Below are 24472 nucleotides of genomic sequence, written 5' to 3' on the forward strand. Positions count from 1 at the left end.
ATGACGCGATTTCTGATCAAGCGACTCTTCTCGGCGGTGCTGACCCTCTTCGCGGTGAGCGTGCTGACGTTCCTCATGTTCTTCGCCCTGCCGCGCGACCCGGTGAGCAGCATCTGCTCGAAGAACTGCAACCCGGAGCGGTTGGAGCGGGTCCGCGACGACCTGGGCCTCAACGATCCGCTGATCAGCCAGTACGCCGGCTACATGAAGGGCATCGTCACCGGACGGGACCTGGGCAGCGCCCAGGGCGGCAGGTGCGACGCACCCTGCCTGGGCTGGTCGTACGTCACCAACGAGGCTGTCTCGGACACCATCGCCCGGGTGCTGCCCGTGACGCTGAGCATCGTGATCCCGGCGGCGATCCTCTGGCTGCTGCTCGGTGTGGGGCTGGGCATGGTGTCCGCGCTGCGTCGGGGCACCTGGCTTGACCGGGCCGCCATCGGCTTCTCGCTGACCGGCGCCTCGTTGCAGCTCTACTTCGTGGGCGCGGTGCTGCTGCTGGTGTTCGTCTACAACCTGCGGTGGCTACCGGTGCCCAGCTACACGTCGATCTTCGACAATCCGGTGAAGTGGGCCAATGGGCTGGTGCTCGCCTGGGTGGCGCTGGCCTTCCTGTTCTCGGCCATCTACGCCCGCCTGTCCAGGGCGCAGATGCTGGAGACGCTGTCGGAGGACTTCGTCCGCACGGCACGGGCCAAGGGCCTTGCCAAACCCAAGGTGTACGGGCGGCACGCGCTCCGCGCGGCGATCACCCCTGTGGTGACCATCGCCGGGATGGACGTCGGCGGGGCGCTGGGCGGCACGGTGATCACCGAGACGACGTTCGGCATCCAAGGGCTGGGGCGTACGGCGGTGGACGCCGTCCGCTCCGGCGACCTGCCCACCATCATGGCCACCGTGCTGATCGCGGCCGTCTTCGTGGTGTTGGCGAACGTGCTGGTGGACCTGCTCTACGCGGCCATCGATCCCCGGGTACGACTGCGGTGACGGTCGGCTGCCCGCCGCGCCGCCCGATGGCGAAATTTATCGACAACTGTTACACAACTCGTAGGTTTTCTTCCATACGATCCTCGGGACGTCGGCGGTTCTCGCCCCGACGAAACCGCACGGCACATGGGTGAAGGGGGTACTTCATGAGACCACGCGTGGTGGCTGCCGCAGGCGGCGCGATCGCTCTGGTTGTGACATTGGGTGCGTGCTCGAAGAACACGGGCGAGGGCACCACTGTGGACACCGAGCGCAAGCAGACCGGGGTCATCGCGACCGACCCCAAGGACTCGCAGGGGCCGGCGGCCGAGGTCGAGGGCGCCGCGAAGGGCGGCACCTTCACCATCATCCGGGAGTCGCCGATCTCCCACCTGGACCCGCAGCGGACGTACTCGTTCGCCGGTCTGATGGCCAACCCGCTCTTCGCCCGCTACCTGACCACCTGGAAGGACGACGGCAAGGGCGGCCTGGTCCTGGTCGGTGACCTGGCCGAGACCCCGGGCAAGAACGTCAACAACGACTGCAAGGTCTGGGAATTCACTGTCAAGGACGGGGTGAAGTTCGAGGACGGCCGGCCGATCACCTCCAAGGAGATCGCGTACGGCATCGCCCGCTCGTTCGACCCGGACCTGTCCGGCGGCCCCACCTACATCCAGGAGTGGCTGGCCGACAGCCCGCAGTTCGACACCAAGTGGGACTTCAAGAAGAACAAGACGTCGCTGCCGCCCGGGCTGACCACGCCGGACGACAAGACGCTGCGCTTCGAGTTCGCCAAGCCCCGCTGCGACCTGCCGTTCGCGGTCTCGCTGCCGACCACCGCGCCGCTGCCGCCGGACAAGGACACCGGCGTCGACCTGGACAAGCAGCCGTTCTCGTCCGGCCCCTACAAGGTCGCCAAGAACCAGGTAGGCGTGCAGATCACCCTGGACCGCAACCCCAACTGGGACCCGAACACCGACCCGGTGCGGCACCAGTACCCGGACCAGTTCGTCTGGACCTTCGGCCCCACCGCCGACGCCGCGAACAACCGGGTGATCGCCGACAACGGTGCCGACCAGAGCGCGCTCGCCTTCAACGCCGTACCCGCCTCGCTCGTCGCCAAGGTGGTCGGTGACGCCTCGCTGAAGTCGCGCAGCATCCTGTCGCCGACGCCGAGCGCCAACCAGCTCGTCATCAACAACCAGCGGGTCAAGGACCTGAAGATCCGCCAGGCGCTCAACTACGCCATCGACCGCGAAGGCATGATCAAGGCGCTCGGCGGGCAGACCGTCGCCGCGCCGCTGACCACGCTCATGCCGCCGGCCACCATCGGCTACAAGGCGTACGAGGCGTACCCGGCGGGCCCCAACGGTGACGTCGCCAAGGCCAAGGAGCTGCTCGGCGGGCAGACGCCGGAGCTGGTCCTCGGTGTCGCCGACAACACCACCGAGCAGCAGCAGGGCGCCCAGCTCAAGGCCAACCTGGAGCGGGCCGGCTTCAAGATCACGCTGCGGAACATCTCCGACGACGCCAAGCTCGACGAGATCAAGAAGAAGGACAACCCCTGGGACCTGTACATCGGTAACTGGGCGGCGGACTGGCCGAGCGGCGCCTCGATCCTGCCGGTGCTCTACGACGGCCGCACCATCAAGGCCGCGGGCAACAGCAACCAGTCCTACTTCAACGACCCGACGATCAACGCCGAGATGGACCGCATCCTGGCGCTGGCCCCGTCCGAGCAAGGCCCGGAGTGGGCCAAGCTCGACGAGCGGATCATGAAGGAGCACGCGCCGGTGGTGCCGCTGTACGTCGACGTGGCCTACAACGTGCACGGGTCCAAGGCCGGCGGTGTCTTCATCTCCAGCGTCTTCGGCTACCCGTCGTTCGTCAACGCGTACGTCAAGCCGTAAATTCTCGCACCGCAAGCGGGTCCCCTCCCGACACGTCGTCGGGAGGGGACCTTGCCGTGAAGATGGCCTTGTGAAGGCGATCTACCCAGATGACGGCGACGGCGACGGCGACCAGGGGATCCCTGCGGAGGCTGTGCCCGGCCTGCGCCCCGAGACTGGAGGTGCCACGTCGCTCACTCTTGCCGTCGATGGAGAGACGTTCGCTCTCCGCCGAAACGAGTGCAACGGCACCGACTACACGTGGCTCAGCGGGCCGAACCCCGGCTACGGATTCGGAATGAGTCCGACTCTCGACCTGTCGCTCGACGAGCACAGGGAGAACAGCGGGGCAGATCTTGGACACTTACCGTCAAGCGATGACGGAAACTGTCCAAGATTGCCAGTTGCGGTGAGTGAGAAGCGGCGTGGGTCGCGCCGCGCGGATCTGCTCGGCCGCCTGTGTCAGGCCGTCGGGTCCGTCACCGTCGCCCACCCGGTACGGGTAGCTGTCGACGGACCGCCCGCCGCCGGCAAGACCACCCTCGCCGATGAACTGGCCGTCGTCCTGCGCGAACAGGGCCGCGACGTCATCCGTGCCACGATCGACGATTTCCTCTTCCCCCGGGCGCAACGCTATCCGCGCGGCGAGTACTCGGCCGAAGGCTGCTACTTCGACGCCCACGACTACGGCGCGCTGAACCGTATTTTGCTCGATCCTCTCGGCCCGGGCGGAGACCGAAACTTCCAACCCGCGGCGTACGACCGCACCGCCGATGCTGTGCTGTCCCCGTCGGTCAACACGGCCCCCGCCGACGCCGTGCTGGTGTTCGACGGCGTCTTTCTCATGCGCCCGGAGCTGATTGATCGGTGGGACCTGAGAATCCTTGTCGATCGCGCTTGAGAAGACCGTGCAACGTGCCGTGATCCGAGAGCGGCGGGTGTCATCTCGGGCCGACATCGAACGGCGCTGGCGCGAGCGGTACATCCCTTCCCAACAGCTCTACTTCGACACAGTGCGCCCGACCGAGCACGTCGACATCGTCGTGCACAACGACGAGCCCCAGCAGCCGGTCTGGGAGAGCCAAACACGCTGACCTGAGCCACCTACGCTTTCATGGAGCTTCTTGACCATGGTCTGATGGCCGTGGAGGTTATCGGCATCTGAGCCATCGGTCATGATCGGCTGTTGAGCAGGTACGCGCCCTGATCGACGAGCAGTTCCCCGAATGGTCGGACCTGCCGGTCGTTCAGAGGAACTTGCGGGCGGTCGATTCCAGCCCCTCTCGGTAGGCGGTCCACCACGCCTCGTCGCCCTCGACCACGTTGTCGCCGGGCCGCCGCCAGCCGACCTGGCCATCGACCAGCTCACGCACGATGTCGGCGTGCCCGGCGTGCCGGTTCACCTCGGCGAGCATGTGCACGAGGATGTGGTGCAGGGTCACCGGTGTGTGGCCCCACCACCGCACCGAGCCGGGCGCGTCGATCGCAAGCGTGTCGATCGTCGCGTCCGCGTGCGCCCAGGCTCGGTGCCACAGGCCGACGACATCGTCGCGGGACTCGTCGGCTGTGGCCCACATGTCCGCGTTCGGCTCGGCGTCCTCGTCCAGGCCCGGGACGAACTCGGGAAAGGGGCTGTCGAACGTCTCACCGAAGTACCCGGCGGCCATGGCTGTCACGTGCTTGACCAGCCCGAGCAGGTTCGTGCCGGTCGGCACGAGCGGGCGCCGTACGTCGTACTCGGAAAGCTCGTCGAGCTTTCCGAGCAGCGCCTCGCGTGCCTCCCGTAGGTACAGATGGAGATTCGCCTTGGCGTCGAGGTCCGTCATGCCGCCAGGATTCCATCCCCGCGATACCTCCGTGTGCCCCGCGCGAAGTGGCATGGGCGGACGGTGGCGGGCCGGACGGTCAGGTGAGAAAGTGATGCAGCGCCGGGGTCAGGTCGTCGGGGTTCTCCTCCGCGACGTGGTGTCCGGACTCGATAGGGCGGCCACTGAGATCGGTGGCCCACTGCCTCCAGACGGCGAGCGGATCACCGTACAGCTTCTCCATGTCGTCCTCCGTCGACCAGAGGAAAAGCGTCGGGCAGCCGACTGTGCGGCCGGCGCGCCGGTCGGCCTCCTCGTGCTCCCGGTCGACGCCGAGGCCGGCGCGGTAGTCCTCCAGCATTGCCCGGACGGTGGCGGGATCGTGAATGGCCTGCCGGAACTCCCTGTAGTTCTCGGCTCCCATGATTTCGGGCCGAGCCTTGCTGGCGTACCAGGCGTCGGGATCGGCGTTGATCACCCGCTCCGGCGTGTCCGGCTGGGCGAAGAAGAACCAGTGGTACCACTCGCGGGCGAATGTGGCGTCGCATCGGGCGAGGGCCTCGCTGATGGGCACACCGTCGAGAACGACCAGGCGGGTGACCGCGTGGGGATGGTCCAGTGCCAGGCGCAGAGCGACGTAGGCACCGCGGTCGTGCCCGACGACGGAAAACGTCGGGTGGCCGAGGGTGTTCATCAGCCGGACCAGGTCTGCTGCGACGGTTCGCTTCGACTGCTGAGAGTGGTCGGAGAGGATCCGCGCCTTCCCCGACTGCCCGTAGCCGCGCATGTCCGGGCAGGCGACTGTGAACCCGCGATCCACCAGCTGCGGTGCGACCCGATGCCACGTCGACCCGGTACGCGGATGCCCGTGGATGAGGAGGATCGGGTGTCCTCGCCCCGCATGCCGGACCCGAAGTTCCACCTCCCCGACGTCGATCCGCTCGTCCGCGAAGCCCTCGAACATGAGCGACAAGTGTCCAGAAGGCCCGTCAGGCAAACGTCCACTCCGCGCCGAGGCAGGCAGTGGTCCCGGACAGGTTCGTGCGATGAGTGGCCGGTTGCCAGGCGGAGGTATCGGGTATCGCCGGGTGACCTTCCGGCGCTCGAAGCCTGTTGGGCGGGATGCTGGACGCCGCTGTCCCGCCTTTTGATGCGGGTACATCCCGGACACGCCTGGCTGGCGGCCGTGTCGACCCGTCGGTAACGAGGGCTGTCGTAACAAGCACTTAGCCTGTCGGGGTGAGCATGAACGGCAACTGGCTGCGCGTTTCGCCGGATCAACTGGAACAGGCGAGGGCTGACCTCAACTGGGCATACGAACTCGCCATGACGGAACGGGACGGCGACTCCGAGCGCTGGGCCGGCACCGACAAAGCATGGAACGCGCTTGATTTCCTCCTCGATCGGCTGGGCTTCGAGATTCCGCTGGTCCTCGGCGCGGAGAGCTTCGTGGAGTTTCCAGACGTCGAACCCGACAGCGAGGAGATGTTCGATTTCCTGGAGAATCTCGAAGATGACTGGGGCTACGGGCCGCCCTCGTACCTGACGCCGGACCAAGTAGCGACGGCGGCGTCGCAGCTGGCCGCGCTCACCGAAGACGACCTCATCCGGGGTGTCGACCCGCAGGAGTTGAAACGGGCCGACGTCTACCCCGGGCCGTGGGAAAGCCCCGACGAACTTGTGTGGGCGGCCCACTATCTGCCCGACGTCCGGAACTTCTTCGCGGCAGCCGCCAGAGATGGTGACGCGGTGATCTGCTGGCTCGACTGAGGCTTCTCATCCCGCGCGCACCGCTCCAACCATTGCCGCGATGAACATGGCTGGATCGATGCTGATGGGTCTGTCGCTGACCTGCCCATCGCCCACCTCGACGACCCGCCACACGCCGTCGGCGCGCAGCGCCAGGTCCGCGGTCACAAACGGCAGGCCCAGAGCGCCGATCAATGGAGTGAGCCAGTGCAGGTCGACGTCACCTGGCGGTTTGTCGTACGGGGTGTCCGGATGCGGCCCGATCAGGACGCACCGGCCATCCACCCACCATGTCCGTACCTCCGCTGAGGTGAACGACTCGAATTCGCGCAGCACGAAGCCGCCGACGAAGTCGTCATCACGCAGTTGCCGTAACCGGCTGGCGACCTTCCACGCGGCGTCCTCATCTGCGATGTCCGGAATGAAAGCGGCCTCGTCCCAGTAGTGCTTCATCGACTTCACGTAGTCGCGCAGGACGACCCGGCCCGCACCGAGAGCGAGCCGGGCCTTGTCGAAGTCCGCCCGGTCTGCGGTCGTGGTCCATGTCGAGCGTGGCGTGACCGCCGCCAGCACGGGATACCAGCGGGGCAACTCGTGCGCCCGCCGATACTGCTCACCTGTCGTACGGGCCGTCACGCCCCGCTCAGCGAGCATCTGCGTGAAGCGGGCGTACCGTTCACTGCCCAGCATCCAGCCTCGATAGATGGCCGTGCCGCCGCTGGGCACGGACGCCACCGCCCGTCCCACGTCGTCGCCTCGGGCCAGCGCGTCGTGGTCGACCACAGCGACAGTCAGGCCAGCTTCTCGAGCGGCTTGCACCTCCGACGCGAAATGCTCATCCGGGCGGCGCGGCCGCAGCGGGTCGCAGGGAACGAGAAGCATCATGCCCCGATGCTGCCCGACCCACGCCATGGCCACCAACGGTTATCCAGCCCGGCGCCGTCAGCGGCACGAGAGTGCACCGCCCCGCCTGCGGCTTGCTCCCTTGGTCAGCGGAACAGGTGAACGTTCTCGACAACCCATTCGTCGTACGTGCGGGTTCCACTGCTCGTACTCCGGTCCGTGGGAAGACAGGAGCACTATCCGCCGTACGCCGGCGTCACGGGCGAGCGCCAACGACGCTTCGACAGTCGAGGGACGGCACCGGCCAAGAAGATGGCGTCCACGTCGGCGAAGACCTCCGCGGAGGTCAACGGCTGACCGATGGAGCCCGTCACCACGTGCACATCGTCCGGCCAGGCCCGGCACTCGTCCGGCTCCGCCAGGACCTGGGAGCGCGCCCGTGCCGGCGGGCGCTTGGGCCCTGTCGGTCTTACGGCGCGGGTTCGAGTACGACGACTGGGATCTGTCGGGTCGTCTTCTGCTCGTAGTCGGCGAAGCCTGGATACGCGGCCTTCTGCGCGTTCCAGATCCGTTCCCGCTCATCCCCGGTGGCAACCCTGGCGACCAGTTCGACAGTCTCCGTGCCGATCTCCGCGCGCACCCGAGGCTGGGCGAGCAGGTTGTGGTACCAGTCGGGACTGGTGGGTGCACCGCCCTTGGACGCGAACACGGCGATGGCCGGCCTCGCCGACGACCTGGAGGCGACGTAGCCGCCGTCCACCTTCAGGTACATCATCGGGTTCACGCGAGTCTGGCCGCTCTTGGCGCCGACGGTGTGCAACAGCAGCAGCGGCGCGCCAGCGAACTGACCACCGACCTGCCCACCGTTGGCGCGAAACTCTTCGATGACCTTGTCGTTCCAGCCGCTCATCGGTTCTCCTGCCCATGCATCGACACTCGACAACGAATCCTGACAGTCTCGGCCAGAACGTGCCACGCGTTGGGCTTCAGCAAGCCCGGCGACGACGGCACGTAGCGCTCGAGTCGCAGACGATGGTCCTTCCCCGGCGATTGAGAATCCGGCCGGGTCAGGATTCCCGGGAGTTGACGGCAGGTGTCAGCACCTGCCTGCACCAGGTCCGGAAGTCTGTCGGCGCGGGCTTCGCGCGAGCCCAGTCGACGTCATAGATGCCGTCGTTCTGGGCGGTGAACATCTCGGTCAGGTCCTTGACCGCCTGATCGCTCGCGCCCCGGGAGCTCAGCATCGCCGCGAAGTCCTCCAGGGCCGTCCGGCGGTAGGTGACTGGCCGGCCGAGTTCCTGGCTGATCACCTCGGCCATGTCGTCCGGGGTGAGGCGGTCTGGTCCGAAGAGGGGGAGGGTCTCCTGTCTGGTCCAGGACAGGTCCGTGAGCAGGTCGGCAGCCGCGCCGGCGATGTCGCGCGTCGCAACCGTGGCAAGCGGAAGGTCGCCGGCGCAGGTCAGAGAGAAGGTGCCCTGCCCGCGGATCGCATCGAGTTGTCCGAGCAGGTTCTCCATGTAGAAGGGCATGGCCAGGGCCCGGTAGGCGGCACCCGACTTCGCAAGCTCGGCATCCATGGCGAAGGCTGCGGACAGAACGCCGGCCGGGTTGGACCAGCCGTGCCCGGCACTGGTCACCCCGACCACGTGGCCCACCTGGTGGCGGGCAATGGCGGCGGCGCCGGCTCGGGCGAAGGTCAGGTAGTGCTCCTCGGCGCTCGGCGCCTGCGGGTTCGGCGGGACCAGCCAGAACAATGCGTCGGCTCCGGGCAGCGCCCGGTCGAGCACAGTCGGGTCGTCGTGGGAGCCCTCAATGGCCTCGACCTGCTCGCGGACGGTGGCGTCCAGGCGTGTGACGTCGCGGACGATCACTCGGACGCGGCTGCCCCGGTCGAGCAACTGTCGGACGAGTTGGCTGCCGATCTGTCCGGTCGGCGCAGTGACCACGATCATGAGAACTCCTAAGCTGAAGGTGAATTCCGGTTCCGAATCTAGCGCCGTCCGACCTTGAACGTCAATTACGATGGGGCTGCCATGACTGCTCCCGACCGCTCGCTGCGCTCCGACGCCCGACGCAACCGCGAAGCCGTTCTCGACGCCGCCAGTGAACTGTTCGCCCAGCGGGGCGACGCGGTGCAGATGGACGAGATCGCCGAACGCGCCGGCCTGGGCGTCGGAACCCTGTACCGGCATTTCGCCGACAAGCAGGCGCTACTCGCCGCGATCATCGGTCGCCGGTTCACGGCGATGACAACGCTGGCTCGCGCCGCCGAGGATGTCGCGGACCCGTGGACCGCCTTCGAGGCCCTGCTACTGGGCTATCTGGAAGCCGCGCAGACCGACGCCGCGTTTCGTGTCGCGATCCTCGGTCCGGAAGAGCCGAACTGGGCGGACATCGACGCCCAGAAGACAGAGTTCGCGACGATCATCGAACGCATCGTTCAGCGCGCCGTTGCCGCCGGCCACCTCCGTGCCGACTTCCTCGCTGACGACTTCGTCCTCATCAGCCGTGGCGCCATGGCGAACATGACAGGCACCGACGACTGGCGTCGGTACGTGGCCCTCCTGCTCGACGGCATCCGCGGCGCTGACCGCTGACCGCGAGCGTTGACCGCTGGCCGCTGGCCGCTGGCCGCTGGCCGCTGGCCGCGAGGCGCTGACCGCGAGGCGCTGACCGCTGGCCGCTGGCCGCAAGGCGCTGACCGCTGGCCGCGATACGCGCCCATCGGCCAGTCCAGGCTGCGCCACCAGGAGATCTTGGACAGTTTCCGTCAGGCGCGAACGGAAAGTGTCCAAGATCCACGGCGCGGCGCGGCGCGGCACGTCGCGGAACGGCGCGGCGTAGCGGCCAGCCAGCGCAGTGCCGGCTCACAGCAGGTGGGTACGCAGGAAGTCCAGCTCCAGCGGCAGCAGCCGCTCGGCGGTGCCGTTCGCGGCCATGTGTGTGGCCCCGGTCAGCGGCAGTACGGCGTGCGGCCGGCCGGTGCTGAGCAGCGCCGCCGAGAGCCGCAGCGTGTGCGCGGCCACCACATTGTCGTCGGCCAGGCCGTGCACCAGCAGCAACGGGCGCGCCTGGTCCCGGCTGGTGACCGGTTCGGCGGCCAACTCGATGAGCGAGTGGTGCGCGTACACGTCCATGCCGTCCTCCGGCATCCCCAGATAACGCTCGGTGTACGCCGTGTCGTACAGCGCCCAGTCGGTCACCGGAGCGCCCGCGATCCCGCACTTGAACAGCTCCGGGTGGCGCAGCACCGCCAACCCGGCCAGCCAACCTCCGAACGACCAGCCGCGCACGCCGACCCGGCTCAGGTCCAGGTCCGGGTGTTTGCCGGCGAGGGCTGTCAGCGCGTCCACCTGGTCGGTCAGGATCACGTCGGCCACCCGCCGGTGGATCGCCTTCTCGAACGACGGGGCCACTCCGGGCGTACCCCGGTTGTCGATGGTGACCACCGCGAAGCCGGCGTCGGCCCACCACTGCCGCTCCAGCCAGGCCGCGCGGGCGGCCACGACCTCCTGGTGGCCGGGGCCGCCGTAGACGTCGAGCAGCACCGGCAGCCGGCGGCCCGTCACGTGGTTGTCGGGGTAGAGCACCGCCGCCGGCAGCCGCCGGTCGGTCACCCGTTCCAGCAGCGGCAGCGGAGAGTACGGCGGGGTGGCGGCCAGCGACAGCAGTTCGGCGACCTGCTGCCCGGCGCGGGACACCGTCCACCGCACGCCGGCGTGGTCCAGCGACGCCGTCCCGATCACCAGCACGTCCCCACCGACGGCCGCCGTGTGCCACCCCGAGTCGGTGGTGATCCGCCGGGCGTCCACCCCGCCGCCGATCGTGGTGCGGACCCGGAACAGGTGCCGCTCGCTCGGCTCACCGTCGCTCGCCTCGACCAGCAGGTCGGCCGGGCCGCTCTTCGCCGGCAGCCGACCCACGACCCGCCGCACGTACAGCGACGGCGGGGTGAGCAGGGTGCCGTCGGCGAACAGGCAGCGCGCGTCGTACCCGTCGTGGGCCAACTCCCCGCCGACCAGCACCCGGCCGTCCGGCAGGTGCGCCGGAGTGCCGGCGATCGGCTCCACCCAGCGCGGGTCGGCCAGCTCGGCGTGCACCTGTGTCTCACCGGTACGCGGATCAACGGCGAGCACCAGCCCGTGCTGCTGCGAACGGCGCAGCACGGTGATCAGCGGGCTGCCCTCGCCCCAACTGACCCCGGTCAGGTACGGGTAGGTCTCCCGGTCCCAGTGCACGTCGACCCAGCCGTCGTCCAGGTCCAGCAGGTGCAGGCTGACCTCGGCGTTGGGTCCACCGGCACGGGGGTACGCGACGGCTGTCGGCGCGCTGCCCGGCTCGGCCGGGTCGTGCAGGTGCCAGCGCTCCAGCCGGGACTCGTCCACCCGGGCGGCGAGCACCATCCGGCCGTCCGGCGCCCACCAGTAGCCCCGGTACCGGCTGAACTCCTCGGCCGCGATGTGCTCGGCCAGCCCCCAGCTCACCCCGGCGTCCTCGCCGGCCAGCAGGGTATCGGTGCCGTCGGCCTCGATCACCCGCAGCTCACCTCGGCGTACGCCCTCGGCCGCGTCGGTCACGTACGCCAGCCGCTGCCCAGTTGGATCCGGACGGGGGTCGAGCACCGGGCCGACGGCCTCGACCTCCACCACGTCGCCGTGCACCAGATCGGCCCGGAACAACCGCCCGGCCAGCGCGAACACCGCCACCCGGCCGGCGGCGTCAAGCGCGTACGAGCCGATGCCTTCGGCGGTGAGCCGCAGCCGCTCGCGCAGCGCCCGCTCACCGGCGGAGAGCGCCCGGACGTCACCGTCGGCGCCGAGCAGGGTCGCCGGGTCGGCCACCAGCCGCTCCTCGCCGGTCGCCACGTCCAGCAGCCAGAGCGCGTCCGCCGGATCCTCCGGCCCGGCGGAGCGCAGGAAGATCACCCGGGAGCCGTCCTCGGCCACCGAGACCGCGCGTGGCGCGCCGTGGCTGAACCGGCGGGTGCGGGCGGCCAGTTCCGGAAAGTCCACAGACCAAATCGTAGAGCCGCGCCGGGCGTGATGTGGCCGACCTGGGCGGACGCGTTGACGATGCCCCGATGGAACCGCCAGTTAGAGTGACCGCGTGACGACGCTGCCCGACCGCCGCCTGCTGCTGGTCCACGCGCACCCTGACGACGAGTCGATCGGCACCGGCTCGACGATGGCCCACTACGCCGAGGCCGGCGCACACGTCACGCTCGTGACCTGCACCCTCGGCGAGGAGGGCGAGATCCACGTACCGGCTCTGTCGCAGCTCGCCGCCGCCGAGGCCGACCAGCTGGGCGGCTACCGGATCGCCGAGCTGGCCGCCGCCTGCGCCGCGCTCGGCGTCACCGACCACCGCTTCCTCGGCGGCGCCGGCCGCTACCGCGACTCCGGCATGATGGGCCTCGCCACCAACCAGCACCCCCGCGCCTTCTGGCAGGCCGACCTCGACGAGGCCGCCGGGCACCTGGTGGAGATCATGCGGGAGGTACGCCCGCAGGTGCTGATCACGTACGACCCGAACGGCTTCTACGGCCACCCGGACCACATCCAGGCGCACCGGGTGGCGATGCGCGCTGTCGAACTGGCAGCCGCTGAGGGCTGCGCGCCGCTGAAGGTCTACTGGACGGCCATGCCGCTGAGCGTGCTGGAAGCCGGCCTGACGCACTTCGCCGAGTCCTCCGACAACCCGTTCGCCAACATCAAGGATGCCGCCGAGCTGCCCTTCGGCACCCCTGACGACCAGATCGCCGCGCGGATCGACGGCACGGACCAGCACACCGCCAAGGAAGCGGCGATGCGGGCGCATGCAACCCAGATCCCGGCGACCTCGTGGCTCTACTCGATCGCCGGCAACTTCGGTGGCGAGTTCATGGGGGTGGAGTTCTTCACCCTCGCAGTCGGCGAGAAGGGTCCCGGCACCGGCCCGTACGGCTGGGAGGACGACCTGTTCGCCGGGCTGCCCGAGGAGGCCGGCCCGGATCGGTCGCCGGTCGCGGCAGCCGGCCTCCGGTGACCCTGCCCGCCGCCCCGGTGCCGGTCGTGGAGTACCAGGAGACCCCGCCCGAGGCGGGGCCGCCGCCGCGACTGCTGGATCTGGGCCTTCGACTGACCGGCGGGATCGTCGCGGTGGTGGCCGGTGTGGTGACCGGCGTGCTGGAGTTGCTGCTCGCCACGTTCCGCATCGGCGGCCAGCTTGTCGGTGTCTCGGTTGTGCTCGCCATCGGCGCGAACATCGCGCTGAGCTGGTTCGCGCACGAGGCAGTCGGTCGCCGGTGGGCGGTGGCGCTGCCGGCCGTACCGTGGTTTGCCCTGATGGCGGTGGCAGCGGTCCGCACCAGCGAGGGCGACCTCCTGTTGGCCGGCGACAACTGGGTCGGCCTGGCCATGATCGTGGCCGGCGCGATGACCTTCGCCGTGATGGGCTTCCGGCAGATCCTCGCTCCACCTCCCAGCCCTGGCGGCTGATGACGCCACCCATGTGTGGGTGGTAGATATTCCTGCCAGGGAAGCGGCCCCGCGACGGGGCGTACGGCAGGAGGTCGTCCGATGGACAGACGGTGGCGTGACGTCGGCGTGCTGGCGGGAGCGTTGTTCGCGGTCAACGTCGTCGCCCGACTGGTCACGCGGTTCGGTTTCGACGGCGACGACGCCGCAGCCGACCGGGTGTCGCTTGTGATGTTCCTGCTGATCGGCCTGATCCTGGCCGTGGTCGCCTTCCGCTGGGGGTGCCGCCGGCCGCTGGGCAGCTGGGCGGGCGACGTCGTCGTCGTGGTGCTGGTGGCGATGACGCTTACCGTGCTGGTCGGGCCGTTGCTTGTCGGCCACAACCCGTTCGCCGGTGGCGCCGGCACGTTCTTCGCCCAGATCTGGCTCTACCTGCTCGCCACCGGTGCCGGGACGCTTGTCGGCTACCTGGTCGCCACAGCCCTGGGTCGTGACTACCGCTCCCAGCAGCTCAAGCGGTTCGCCGAGGTCAAGGCCGCCAAGCCGCGCCGCGTCGTGCGCCGCTGACCGCCGCCAAACTGGTCGGAGGTCAGTGCGGGGCGACCCGGGTCAGGTACGTGTGGTGCGTGGTGAACCCGAGCCGTCGATAGAGCGCCACTGCGGCAGTGTTGCGCTGCTCCACCTGGAGGAACGCGTGCGTCGCTCCCGCCGATGACCCCCATTCGGCGAGCGCGTCGATCACGCGGCGGGCCAGCCCCTGCCGGCGTACGGCTGGGAGCACCTCGATCAGGCTGAGGCCCAACCAGCGCCCCTGGCCGGTCACCGTGCCCCGGCCGATCGCCACGAGCGTGCCGTGGGCGTACACGTGGGCGAAGCGGACCTGGTCCACGGCGGTGAGTACGTGTCGGGCGGCGTCCGGCAGGCCGCCCTTGCGACCGGCGGCGATGGCGAGCCATTCCTCGGTCGGCGCGGTCGCCAACTCGACGACAGCGTCGCCCAGCCCACCGACGTCCCCATCCGCGCGGTGCTGCCCGTCGCCATCCGCGCGGTGCCGCCCGTCGCCATCTGCGGGGTTCCGCCCGTGGTCCGCGCCGTCCAGCGCGGGCCCGCCGTCCGCACCGCTCTGCGCAAGCTCGTCGTCCCGGCCTTCCGCACCGGACGTGTCGCCTTTTTTGGGGGCGGCGACGGATGGCAGGGGCAGCGGCGCGGTCTGGACGAGTGTCGGCGGGCGGGTGGTCCAGCCTCGGACGTCCAGTTCGGCACCGACGGGCGCGGCGAGCGGCAGCGGCGTGTTGATGATCGCCGGTTGGCCCTGCTCGGCGTACCACTGCTCGACAGCGTCCACGGCGGCGGGCAGCGGACGGTCCGGGTCGCCGATCGGCAGTGCCGAGTTGGCGCGGCCGGTCCAGCCCTCGGCCGAGCGCAGCAGCCATTCGCCGAGCTGGCCCCGGGTGGGCGCGGGCCAGGCTTCGTCGGCGGCCCGTTCGAGCGCCACCACCGCTGCGGCGGTTGGCCTGCGGGTCGGCGGTACGCGCTTGGCCCGGTGCACCTGCGCCACCGGCACTCTCAGATTGCCCTTTGCGGTGGCAAGCGTGAGATGGGTCTCGCTCAACTCCACCAGCTCACCGAGGGCATCGGAGAACAGCGGGCGACCTTCGCGAATCCCCACAATACGGCGGACCACGATACGGTGTCCCACATCCTGCTGTCGGAGCACGATCGACCCCCTCCCCGGCGAGATACTAGGCTCTTACCGTCGCGGGAGATCGCGGCGCGTCTTGCGGAGGAGAAGACCGGTGACCTACATCATCGCCGAGCCGTGCGTGGATGTGCTCGACAAGGCATGCATCGAGGAATGCCCGGTCGACTGCATTTACGAGGGCAACCGGATGCTCTACATCCACCCCGACGAGTGCGTCGACTGCGGTGCCTGTGAGCCTGTCTGCCCCGTGGAGGCGATCTTCTACGAGGACGACGTCCCGGAGCAGTGGAAGGACTACACGGGCGCCAACTACGAGTTCTTCGAGGACCTGGGCTCGCCCGGTGGCGCTTCGAAGGTCGGCAAGGTGGAGAAGGACGCCACGTTCGTCGCCGCGCAGCCGCCGCGCGGCGAGGGCCACTGAACCGGCCCGCGCCGGTCTCGTCGCGGCTGCCCGAGTTCACCTGGGACACCCTGGACGCCGCGGCCACCCTGGCCGCGGCGCATCCGGAGGGCCTGATCAACCTCTCAATGGGTACGCCTGTCGACCCGGTACCCGAGGTGATCCGTCAGGCGCTCGCAGACGCGTCCGACGCTCCCGGCTACCCGCTGACCGCCGGCACTCCGGTGCTGCGTGACGCGATCGCGGCCTGGGTGGCCCGCGCCTGTGGTGCCGGGGTCGACGGGCTCGGCGTGTTGCCGACCATCGGCTCCAAGGAGCTGGTCGCCTGGCTGCCCACACTGCTGGGCATCGGCCCGGGCGACGTGGTGGTGGTGCCGTCGATCGCGTACCCCACGTATGAGGACGGGGCTCGACTGGCCGGTGCCACAGTGGTCCGCGCCGACTCGCTCACAGCTGTCGGGCCGACCTCCCGCGTCCGGTTGGTGTGGGTCAACTCGCCGGGCAACCCGACCGGGCAGGTGCTGCCCGCGGCGCACCTGCGCAAGGTTGTCGACTGGGCTCGTGAGCGCGGCGCGGTTGTCGCCAGCGACGAGTGCTACCTGCCGCTGGGCTGGTCCGCCGATCCGGTCTCGGTGCTGTCCCCGCAGGTCTGCGGCGGTGACTACGCCAACGTGCTCGCCGTGCACTCGCTGTCCAAGCGGTCCAACCTCGCCGGCTACCGGGCCGGGTTCGTGGCCGGTGACCCGGCGCTTGTCGCCGAGCTGTTGAAGGTCCGCAAACACGCCGGCATGATCGTGCCCGCGCCGGTGCAGGCCGCCATGGTGGCCGCCCTGCGGGACGAGCAGCACGCCGCCGAGCAGCGCGAGCGCTACCGCGCGCGACGTGAGGTGCTGACCGCCGCGTTCACCGGCGCCGGCTTCACGATCGAGCACTCGGAGGCCGGCCTCTACCTCTGGCTCACGCGGGACGAGGACTGCTGGGCGACCGTCGACTGGCTGGCCCGGCGCGGCATCCTGGTCGCGGCCGGCGTCTTCTACGGTCCCACCGCCCAGCGGTACGTCCGGGTGGCGCTCACCGAGTCCGACGAGCACGTCGCCGCGGTCGCCGACCGGCTCCGGGCCTGACCCGGGGCGGCCGGCGATGACCGACGGCACGACCGGGCGGTACGCCGGAGTGCGGGCGGCGGTGCTCGGCACCGGCCTGATCGGCGGTTCGGTGCTGCTGCGCCTCGCCGACGCCGGCCTGGACGTGGCCGGCTGGGACCCGGACCCGGTGACACGGGAACGGGCCCGGGAGCGCGGGTTGACGGCCCCTGAGACGGTCGAGCAGGCCGTCGCCGGTCGGGACGTGGTCTTCCTCTGCGGCCCGCTACCCACACTGCCCCGGACGCTGGCACAGGTGGCCGAACTGACAGCGCCGGGTTGTGTGCTGACCGACGTCGGCAGCACCAAGGCTGAGGTGGCCGAGGCGGCCGACCGTCTCGGGTTCACCGACCGGTTCGTCCCCGGGCACCCGATGGCCGGCGCGGAGTCCGCCGGCCTGACGGCCGCCTCAACGACACTCCTCGCTGGCGCGGCCTGGGTGCTCTGTCCGGCGCCGGGCCCCGCGACGCTCGCCTTCCGCTGGCTGACCGGTCTGCTGGTGGAGGTGTTCGGTGCCCGGGTGGTGCCGATGTCCGCGCCGGAGCACGACTCGGTTGCCGCGCTCGCCTCGCACGTGCCGCACCTGCTGGCCGGTGCGCTGGCCGGGGCGGTCCAGCGGTCGCCGCTGCGGGACGCCGTGCTGGCGCTTGCCGCGGGCAGCTTCACCGACGGCACCCGGGTCGCCGGCACGCCGGCTGAGCGGACCGCGAACATGCTGCTCGGCAACCGTGACCGGGTGCTGCACGAGTTGGCCGAGGTGCGCGAACTCCTGGATGAGCTTGCCGCCGCGCTGCGGGCCGGCGACGCGCCGGCCCTGACCGGCGGGTACGCGGAGGCGCGGGCTGCCCGATCCGCGCTGCGCGACCGCCGGTTCGTCGATCTGGAGCAGGCTTTCCCGGCCGATGGTGACCATGCCGCCGAGGTGGCCTGGCTGTGCGGGTTGGGCGCGGCGGGCGGGCACCTGACCGACTGCCGGATCGACTCGGGTGCCGTCTCCTACACCGCGTGGCGGCCGGCGGCTGACTAGGCTGACAGTCATGGCGACGGACGGCCCGGTGGTGCAGGTACGCGGTGAGGCACACCAGGAGGTACCGCCCGAGCTGGCCCGTTTCGCTGTCACCGTGACGGCCCGCGACAAGGACCGGGAAGCGACGCTGGCCCGGCTGGCCGAACGGGCCGCCGCCGTGCGGGTGCTGCTGGACGGCGCGGAGCCGGCGGTGGCCCGGCGGGAGACCGGTGACCTGCGGGTCCGGCCGGAAACCCGACGCTCGGGCGAGCGCGTGGTGGCCTGGCACGGCAGCGTCACCACCACTGTCACGGTCACCGACTTCACCGCGCTGGGTGAGCTGATGCTCCGCCTGGCCGACCAGGACCAGGTCGAGGTGGCCGGGCCCTGGTGGGAACTGCGCCCCGACAGCCCCGCGTATCGCGCGGCACGGCACGCCGCGATCAGTGACGCGCTGCTGCGCGCCAGGGAGTACGCCGAGGCGCTCGGCGCCCGGGTCACCGCGCTGATCGAGCTGGCCGACACCGGAGCGATGGACCGGCCGATGTTCGCCCGCGCGGCGTTCGAGGTCGGTGACGGCGGAGGTGGCGGTGTGCCGGATCTGGAGCTGGACCCGCAGCCGCAGACAGTGCAGGCGGCCGTGCAGGCGCGGTTCACGATCAGCGAACCGGTGCTGGGCTGATGACCCCGGCGCGGGTGCTGGCCTTCGACGAGCTGGTGGCGCGGGCGCGGGACCTGGCCGACGCCGGTCCGCGTCAGCTGCTCGGCATCACCGGGGCACCCGGTGCCGGCAAGTCCACGCTCGCCGAGCGGATCGTCGCCGAGATCGGGCCGAGCGCGCGGTTGGTGCCGATGGACGGTTTCCACCTGGCGCAGGCGCAGCTGGCCCGGCTGGGCCGAGCCGACCGCAAGGGCGCGGCCGACACGTTCGACGCCAATGGCTACGTCTCGCTGCTGCGTCGGCTGCACCGCCTGGAGCCGACATCGGTGTACGCGCCGGAGTTCCGCCGTGAGCTGGAGGAGCCGGTGGCGGGGTCGATCGAGGTGCCGCCGTCGGTCCGCCTGGTGGTGACCGAGGGCAACTATCTGCTGCTGCCGGACTTCCCGTGGCAGGAGGTCCGGTCGCTGCTGCACGAGGTGTGGTTCCTCGACCTGGACGCCGAGCTGCGCCTGCGCCGGTTGACAGCCCGGCACGAGGCGTTCGGGCGTTCGCCGGAGGAGGCGCGGGCCTGGGCGTTGGGCAGCGACGAGGCCAACACGGCCCTGATCACCCCCACCGCCGATCGTGCCGACCTGGTGGTCCGCCTGCCCGAGCAGCCGGAGGCCTGATCGCCGGCACCGGCTGTCAGGTCAGCTCGCGTACCTGTCGTGCCGGGTTGCCGACGGCTACCACGTTCGCCGGTAGGTCCCGGGTGACCACCGCGCCAGCGCCGACGACGGTGTTCGCGCCGATCGTCACTCCGGCCAGCACGATCGCGCCACCACCGAGCCAGACGTTGTTCCCGATGGTGATCGGCTTGGCGGCCTCCCACTTGTCGCGCCGTGGCCCGGGTTCCACCGGGTGGGTGGGGGTGAGCAGCTGCACGTTCGGGCCGACCTGGACGTCCGCGCCGAGGGTGATCGGGGCGACGTCGAGGAAGACCGACTGGTAGTTGACGAAGCTGCGGGGGCCGATCCGGATCTGCCAGCCGTAGTCGCAGTAGAACGGTGGGCGGACCAAGGTGCCCTCGCCGACCTCGCCGAGCAGTTCACGCAGCGCCGCGAGGCGCGCCTGCGGATCGGTTGCGGGGTTGGTGTTGAAGCGTTCCATCAGCAGGGCGGCCCGGGCCCTGTCGGCGGTGATCTCCGGGTCGTCGGCGAGGTACAGCTCGCCGGCCAGCATCTTGTCCTTCATCGAGGTCACGCGGTCGATGATGCCGTCCCTGGTCCGCGACGGTTGTTCAGATCGTCATATTTGGGACTTCCTTCTGCATACTCGGTATGCAATTCTGATGACCGTCAATGCGTCTCCCGTGGTAATGACGTTCCATCGAGGAGGATCCGTTGCACCACGCAAGAAGATTTGCCGCTCTCGGCCTCGTGTCCGTGCTGGCGCTCTCCGCGCCGGTCCCCGCCTCCGCCTCCAGCGCTGTGCCCGGTACGCCGGACAGAGCGGGTCTGTCAGCCCGCCCGGCCGTCCCCGGTGCGCCAAACGCCGACCGGTCGGCCACCGTCACACTGATCACCGGTGACCGGGTGACAGTCACCGGGTCCGCCGCCGCCGTCCGACCGGGCGTCGGCCGAGAGGACGTACGGTTCCTCGTTCGACGCGAGCGCGGTCACCTGTCGGTGACGCCGCAGGACGCCTTGCCACTGCTGCGCGCGGGCCGGGTCGACCCGCGCCTTTTCGACGTCACCGAGCTGGTCGATGCGGGCTACGACGACGTCCACCGGGACACCCTGCCGCTGCTCGTCTCGTACGGCTCGGCGGGCACCGCCCGAAGTGCCGCCGGCGCGCTGCCCGGTGCCCGGGTGACCCGCGACCTGCCGGCGATCCGAGGCGCGGCCCTGAGCACCGGCAAGTCCTCCCTCGGCGCGGTCTGGGCGACGATCACCAGCGGCCCCAGCGCGGCCCGGCTCGGCGCGGCGGGGGGCGTCGAGCGGATCTGGCTGGACGGTCGCCGTCGGGTGACCCTCGACCACAGCGTGCCGCAGATCGGTGCGCCCGCCGCGTGGGCGGCCGGGCTCACCGGAAAGGGCGTGTCAGTGGCCGTGCTGGACACCGGCGTCGACGCTACCCATCCGGACCTGGCCGGAAAGGTGGCCGAGGCGCGCAACTTCACCGAGGTCACCGACGGTCGGGACATGGTCGGCCACGGCACCCACGTGGCCTCGACCATCGCCGGCAGCGGCGCGGCCTCCGACGGCCGGTACCGGGGCGTGGCACCGGACGCGACGCTGCTTGACGGCAAGGTCTGCGAGGACTCCGGGTGCTCCGAGTCGGCGATCCTCGCCGGGATGCAGTGGGCCGCGGTGGAGAAGAAGGCATCCGTGGTCAACATGAGCCTCAGCGGCTGGGACACCCCGGAGGTCGACCCGCTGGAGGAGGCGGTGCAGACCCTCACCGCGCAGGCCGGCACGCTCTTCGTCACCGCCGCTGGCAACGACGGCGCGGACGGCTCGGTCGGCTCCCCGGCCAGCGCGGACGCCGCGCTGGCGGTGGGCGCGGTGGACCGCGACGACGAGCTCGCCGACTTCTCCAGCCGGGGCCCTCGCGTCGGGGACGACGCGCTCAAGCCGGACATCACCGCGCCGGGCGTCGAGATCGTCGCCGCGCGGGCCGCAAACGGCGTGATCGGCGACCCGGTGGGGGAGCGCTACGTCGCGATCTCCGGCACCTCAATGGCAACCCCGCACGTGGCCGGGTCGGCGGCGCTGCTGGCCCAGCGGCATCCGGGCTGGCGGGCCGATCGGCTCAAGGCGACACTGATGGCCGCCGCCAAGCCGCACCCGACGCAGACCGCCTACCAGCAGGGCGCCGGTCGGGTCGACGTCGCTCACGCGATCACCCAACTGGTCAGCACCGACCCGGTGAGCGTTTCGTTCGGGCGCGCCCTCTGGCCGCATGGCGACGACGCCCCGATCACCCGCACTGTGACGTGGCGCAACGACGGTCCCGACCCGGTCATCCTGGACCTGAGCGTCGAGGGCGCGGGCCCCGACGGGCGGGCGCTTCCGGCCGGCATGTTCCAGCTCGGCACGAACCAGCTCACAGTGCCGGCGGGCGGCACCGCCGCGACCACCGTCACAGCTGACACGCGGCTCGGCGACGTCGACGGCTACTGGACCGGCCGGGTCGTGGCCCGCTCCGGGTCGACGGTCGCTGTCACGCCGCTGGCCGTGCACCGGGAGGTGGAGAGCTACACGCTGACGGTGGAGCACCTGAACCGCGCCGGTGAGCGAACGGCGGGCCACTCCACGACCCTGGTCGGGCTTGGGGGCTTCGGCTTCTGGGACGTCTACGGCACCGACGGCGTGGCCACGGTACGACTGCCCAAGGGGCGCTACGGCCTGAGCAGCCTGATCTTCGAAGGCGAACCGGACGGCGAGCCGGCAGGGCTGTCCATGCTGGCGCAGCCCGAGCTGACAGTGGAGCGTGATACGCGGATCACCATCGACGCCCGCCGGACGAAGCCGGTCCGAACGACAATCCCGGAACGGGGCGCCACCCCGGAGCTGATCGATGTCAGCTCGGTCTTCAGCGCCGACGACGGCAGCGTGTACGGCATCGGGATCTGGACGGACACCTTCACCGGCCTGACCACCGGCCAGATCGGCAAGCCGGTCTCCGCGGCCCGGTTCGTGGCCACCGTCAGCAGCCAATGGATCAGGCCGGGCACAGCGCCCAGCCCGTACCTGTACGCGCTTGCCGAAGCGGTCCCGGGCCGGATGCCCACCGGCTTCGTCCGGAACTACGCGCGGCGGGACCTGGCCACAGTCGTGCACCGGTTCCGGGGCGGCTACCCGGGGCTGGAGGCCGAACGGTTGGTGTTCGCCGAGCTGGGTTACAACACCGGCAGTTCTGCGCTGGCCCTACCCACTCCCGTGCCCGGTCAGCGGGTCGAGCACTACAACACCAGGGGCGTGAAGTGGGAGTCCGAAATCGGCTTCGGCACGCGGGACGAGGACGGCTGGCTGAACCTGAAGGCGCTGCTCTCCTCCACACCCACCGCGTACCGGGCCGGACGGACCGTCGGAGAGGACTGGAACCAGGCGCCGTACGGGCCGTCGTTCCCGGCCCCGCGCTGGCCCGAGCAGAGCGTCACCAGGACCGGTGACACCATCCTGGTCTGGCTGCCGATGTTCAGTGACGCCGCCGGGCATGCGGGCGGGTCGCTCGCCGACACCGAGCGGACCGCGCTCTGGCGCAACGGGAAGCTCGTCGGCGAGAGCGAGTACGCCGGCTACGGCGAGTTCGCAGTGCCGCCGGGCGCGGCGGACTACCGGCTCAGCACGTCGGCTACGCGCAGCTTCACCGATCTGAGCACCGCTGTGGAGTCCAGTTGGACCTTCCGGTCGCGGCACGCCGCTGGCGACGTGCCGGTCCGGTTGCCTCTGATGGCGGTGCGCTTCGCGCCGCCGCTGCGGGTCGACAACAGCGCTCCGGCCGGGCGGAGCTTCGTCGTCCCGGTGCGGGTGGAGCCGCAGCCCGGCGCGCCGGCCGCCCGGGTGCAGAAGCTGACAGTCGACATCTCCTACGACGGGGGCAAGACCTGGCATGCCGCCCAGGTCCGCAAGGGCGGGCACGGCTGGACGGCCACCGTCCGGCACCCGGCCGGGCCCGGTTACGCGTCCCTGCGGGCCACCGCCCGGGACGCCGCCGGCAACACGGTGACCCAACGGATCATCCAGGCGTACCGGCTGCGCTGACGCGTACCCTCGCCGGGTCCGTGGTCGTGGGCCACGGACCCGGCGGGTACGTCAGTCGTTGGCGTGCAGGGCGGCGTTGAGCTCGATGCCCCGGCCGGTGCGCGGGCGGGCCTCCAGCGCGCCGGTCACCGAGTTGCGCCAGAACAGCAGCCCGTCGACGCCGGACAGCTCGCGGGCCTTCACCACCCGGCCGTCCGGCAGAGTGATCTTGGACGCGGCCGTGATGTAGCAGCCCGCCTCCACCACGCAGTCGTCGCCGAGGGAGATGCCGACGCCGGCGTTCGCGCCGATCAGGCTCCGCTCGCCGATGCTCACCTTGTCGGTGCCGCCACCGGAGAGCGTGCCCATGATCGAGGCGCCACCTCCGACGTCGGAGCCGTCGCCGACCAGCACGCCCTGCACGATCCGGCCCTCCACCATCGAGGTGCCCACGGTGCCGGCGTTGAAGTTGACGAAGCCCTCGTGCATCACTGTGGTGCCGGCGGCCAGGTGCGCACCGAGCCGGACCCGGTCCGCGTCGGCGATCCGCACCCCGGAGGGCACCACGTAGTCGGTCATCCGGGGGAACTTGTCCACCCCGTACACCGCCAGGTGGCGACCGGCGGCCCGCTCGATCACCCGCAGCTCGTCCACCCGCTCCGGCGGGCACGGCCCGGCGGACGTCCAGGCTACGTTCGCCAGCTTGCCGAAGATGCCGTCGAGGTTGAGCTGGTTGGGTCGCACGAGGCGGTGGGACAGCAGGTGCAACCGGAGGTACGCGTCGGGGGCGTCCTTGATCGGGTCGTCCAGCGAGCCGATCACGGTGACCACCTGCACGGTACGCAGACCGGGCAGCGGGCGGTCCCCGAGCGCTGCCGGGGGCAGGTCGAGCACGTCCGACTGGTCCTCACCGGCGACCAGCGGCAGCTCACCCAGGCCCAGCTTGCCGGTCGGGTACCAGGTGTCGAGCACCTGCTCGTCTGCTGTCACCGTGGCCAGGCCGATGCCCCAGGCGGAATCTGCGGACGTCACTGTTTCACCTCTCGGTCGCGGCCGGGTCGGCCTCTGCGCACGACTGCTGGGCGCTCACGCTCGCCTCGGTGGCCCGTAAGCTCGCTCTTCGCGCC

At 70.5% G+C, this 24472-nt stretch carries 23 protein-coding genes and 1 pseudogene; 15 read left to right on the forward strand and 9 right to left on the reverse strand.

The window, feature by feature from the left end:
- The 3 genes and pseudogenes from F4558_RS30990 (at position 1) to F4558_RS31005 (ending at position 3949) form a co-directional block, all read left to right on the forward strand.
- Positions 1–987 carry an ABC transporter permease gene (locus F4558_RS30990; RefSeq protein WP_053660419.1) on the forward strand — a complete coding sequence of 329 codons (987 nt, stop codon included), beginning with the start codon at positions 1–3 and terminating at the stop codon, positions 985–987.
- Between the two features lie 146 nt (positions 988–1133).
- Entirely contained in the window at positions 1134–2876 is a 1743-nt protein-coding gene (locus tag F4558_RS30995) for an ABC transporter substrate-binding protein (RefSeq protein ID WP_167947095.1), read from the forward strand.
- 388 nt (positions 2877–3264) lie between these two features.
- Positions 3265–3949: pseudogene (locus F4558_RS31005) on the forward strand (nucleoside/nucleotide kinase family protein).
- 153 nt (positions 3950–4102) lie between these two features.
- On the opposite strand, the gene F4558_RS31010 reads toward F4558_RS31005, so the two are convergent.
- Together F4558_RS31010 and F4558_RS31015 are read right to left on the reverse strand one after the other, a co-directional pair.
- Positions 4103–4681, reverse strand: a complete 579-nt coding sequence (locus tag F4558_RS31010; RefSeq protein ID WP_167947097.1) for a DinB family protein — start codon at positions 4679–4681, stop codon at positions 4103–4105.
- A 79-nt stretch (positions 4682–4760) separates the two neighbouring features.
- Positions 4761–5624, reverse strand: a complete 864-nt coding sequence (locus F4558_RS31015; RefSeq protein WP_167947099.1) for an alpha/beta fold hydrolase — start codon at positions 5622–5624, stop codon at positions 4761–4763.
- A gap of 281 nt (positions 5625–5905) precedes the next feature.
- Between F4558_RS31015 and F4558_RS31020 the strand changes: the two genes are divergently transcribed.
- Positions 5906–6430 (forward strand): YfbM family protein, encoded by a 525-nt coding sequence (locus F4558_RS31020; RefSeq protein WP_167947759.1) that lies wholly within the window; start codon positions 5906–5908, stop codon positions 6428–6430.
- Between the two features lie 6 nt (positions 6431–6436).
- Here the strand turns inward: F4558_RS31020 and F4558_RS31025 are convergent, their stop codons facing one another.
- The gene (locus F4558_RS31025; RefSeq protein ID WP_167947101.1) at positions 6437–7294 is read right to left on the reverse strand and encodes an ATP-grasp domain-containing protein; all 858 of its coding nucleotides are present in this window, start codon (positions 7292–7294) and stop codon (positions 6437–6439) included.
- Positions 7295–7471: 177 nt separating this feature from the next.
- On the opposite strand from F4558_RS31025, the gene F4558_RS31030 reads away from it, so the two are divergent.
- Complete coding sequence (locus tag F4558_RS31030; RefSeq protein ID WP_167947103.1) at positions 7472–7609, forward strand: hypothetical protein; 138 nt, start codon at positions 7472–7474, stop codon at positions 7607–7609.
- Positions 7610–7721: 112 nt separating this feature from the next.
- Here the strand turns inward: F4558_RS31030 and F4558_RS31035 are convergent, their stop codons facing one another.
- Both F4558_RS31035 and F4558_RS31040 read right to left on the reverse strand, forming a co-directional pair.
- On the reverse strand, positions 7722–8162 hold the full coding sequence (locus F4558_RS31035; protein ID WP_167947105.1) for a nitroreductase family deazaflavin-dependent oxidoreductase: 441 nt from the start codon (positions 8160–8162) through the stop codon (positions 7722–7724).
- A 157-nt stretch (positions 8163–8319) separates the two neighbouring features.
- Positions 8320–9204, reverse strand: coding sequence for an NmrA family NAD(P)-binding protein (locus tag F4558_RS31040; RefSeq protein WP_167947107.1), 885 nt, complete (start codon positions 9202–9204; stop codon positions 8320–8322).
- Positions 9205–9285: 81 nt separating this feature from the next.
- On the opposite strand from F4558_RS31040, the gene F4558_RS31045 reads away from it, so the two are divergent.
- Entirely contained in the window at positions 9286–9849 is a 564-nt protein-coding gene (locus tag F4558_RS31045) for a TetR/AcrR family transcriptional regulator (RefSeq protein ID WP_053660402.1), read from the forward strand.
- A 270-nt stretch (positions 9850–10119) separates the two neighbouring features.
- Here the strand turns inward: F4558_RS31045 and F4558_RS31050 are convergent, their stop codons facing one another.
- Complete coding sequence (locus F4558_RS31050) at positions 10120–12264, reverse strand: S9 family peptidase (protein WP_053660400.1); 2145 nt, start codon at positions 12262–12264, stop codon at positions 10120–10122.
- A 94-nt stretch (positions 12265–12358) separates the two neighbouring features.
- Here F4558_RS31050 and mshB point away from each other — a divergent pair, with 94 nt between their 5' ends.
- The 3 genes from mshB (at position 12359) to F4558_RS31065 (ending at position 14274) form a co-directional block, all read left to right on the forward strand.
- Positions 12359–13276 (forward strand): N-acetyl-1-D-myo-inositol-2-amino-2-deoxy-alpha-D-glucopyranoside deacetylase, encoded by a 918-nt coding sequence (gene mshB / locus F4558_RS31055; protein ID WP_053660398.1) that lies wholly within the window; start codon positions 12359–12361, stop codon positions 13274–13276.
- Entirely contained in the window at positions 13273–13728 is a 456-nt protein-coding gene (locus tag F4558_RS31060; protein ID WP_369814839.1) for a hypothetical protein, read from the forward strand. The genes mshB and F4558_RS31060 overlap by 4 nt, the downstream gene beginning before the upstream one ends.
- Before the next feature lie 81 nt (positions 13729–13809).
- On the forward strand, positions 13810–14274 hold the full coding sequence (locus F4558_RS31065; protein ID WP_167947109.1) for a hypothetical protein: 465 nt from the start codon (positions 13810–13812) through the stop codon (positions 14272–14274).
- 22 nt (positions 14275–14296) lie between these two features.
- Here F4558_RS31065 and F4558_RS31070 read toward each other — a convergent pair whose 3' ends face one another.
- Positions 14297–15424, reverse strand: coding sequence for a GNAT family N-acetyltransferase (locus F4558_RS31070; RefSeq protein ID WP_167947111.1), 1128 nt, complete (start codon positions 15422–15424; stop codon positions 14297–14299).
- Positions 15425–15503: 79 nt separating this feature from the next.
- Here F4558_RS31070 and fdxA point away from each other — a divergent pair, with 79 nt between their 5' ends.
- The 5 genes from fdxA to F4558_RS31095 are packed head-to-tail and all read left to right on the forward strand — an operon-like array spanning position 15504 to position 19286.
- Positions 15504–15830 (forward strand): ferredoxin, encoded by a 327-nt coding sequence (gene fdxA, locus F4558_RS31075; RefSeq protein ID WP_030490464.1) that lies wholly within the window; start codon positions 15504–15506, stop codon positions 15828–15830.
- Entirely contained in the window at positions 15827–16933 is a 1107-nt protein-coding gene (gene dapC, locus F4558_RS31080; RefSeq protein ID WP_053660618.1) for a succinyldiaminopimelate transaminase, read from the forward strand. Before fdxA ends, dapC begins: the two co-directional genes overlap by 4 nt.
- Positions 16934–16949: 16 nt before the next feature.
- The gene (locus F4558_RS31085) at positions 16950–17978 is read left to right on the forward strand and encodes a prephenate dehydrogenase (protein ID WP_167947113.1); all 1029 of its coding nucleotides are present in this window, start codon (positions 16950–16952) and stop codon (positions 17976–17978) included.
- Positions 17979–17988: 10 nt separating this feature from the next.
- Positions 17989–18639, forward strand: a complete 651-nt coding sequence (locus F4558_RS31090; protein ID WP_167947115.1) for an SIMPL domain-containing protein — start codon at positions 17989–17991, stop codon at positions 18637–18639.
- Positions 18639–19286 carry a nucleoside/nucleotide kinase family protein gene (locus F4558_RS31095; protein WP_167947117.1) on the forward strand — a complete coding sequence of 216 codons (648 nt, stop codon included), beginning with the start codon at positions 18639–18641 and terminating at the stop codon, positions 19284–19286. Before F4558_RS31090 ends, F4558_RS31095 begins: the two co-directional genes overlap by 1 nt.
- A gap of 16 nt (positions 19287–19302) precedes the next feature.
- Here the strand turns inward: F4558_RS31095 and F4558_RS31100 are convergent, their stop codons facing one another.
- Entirely contained in the window at positions 19303–19860 is a 558-nt protein-coding gene (locus tag F4558_RS31100; protein WP_167947119.1) for a sugar O-acetyltransferase, read from the reverse strand.
- Positions 19861–20000: 140 nt separating this feature from the next.
- On the opposite strand from F4558_RS31100, the gene F4558_RS31105 reads away from it, so the two are divergent.
- Positions 20001–23366, forward strand: coding sequence for a S8 family serine peptidase (locus tag F4558_RS31105; RefSeq protein ID WP_167947121.1), 3366 nt, complete (start codon positions 20001–20003; stop codon positions 23364–23366).
- A 51-nt stretch (positions 23367–23417) separates the two neighbouring features.
- Here F4558_RS31105 and dapD read toward each other — a convergent pair whose 3' ends face one another.
- A complete protein-coding gene (gene dapD / locus F4558_RS31110) occupies positions 23418–24377 on the reverse strand; it encodes a 2,3,4,5-tetrahydropyridine-2,6-dicarboxylate N-succinyltransferase (RefSeq protein WP_167947124.1) in 960 nt (319 codons plus the stop codon).
- Positions 24378–24472: the final 95 nt, after the last annotated feature.

Source organism: Micromonospora profundi, from assembly GCF_011927785.1.
Taxonomy (GTDB): Bacteria; Actinomycetota; Actinomycetes; order Mycobacteriales; family Micromonosporaceae; genus Micromonospora; species Micromonospora profundi.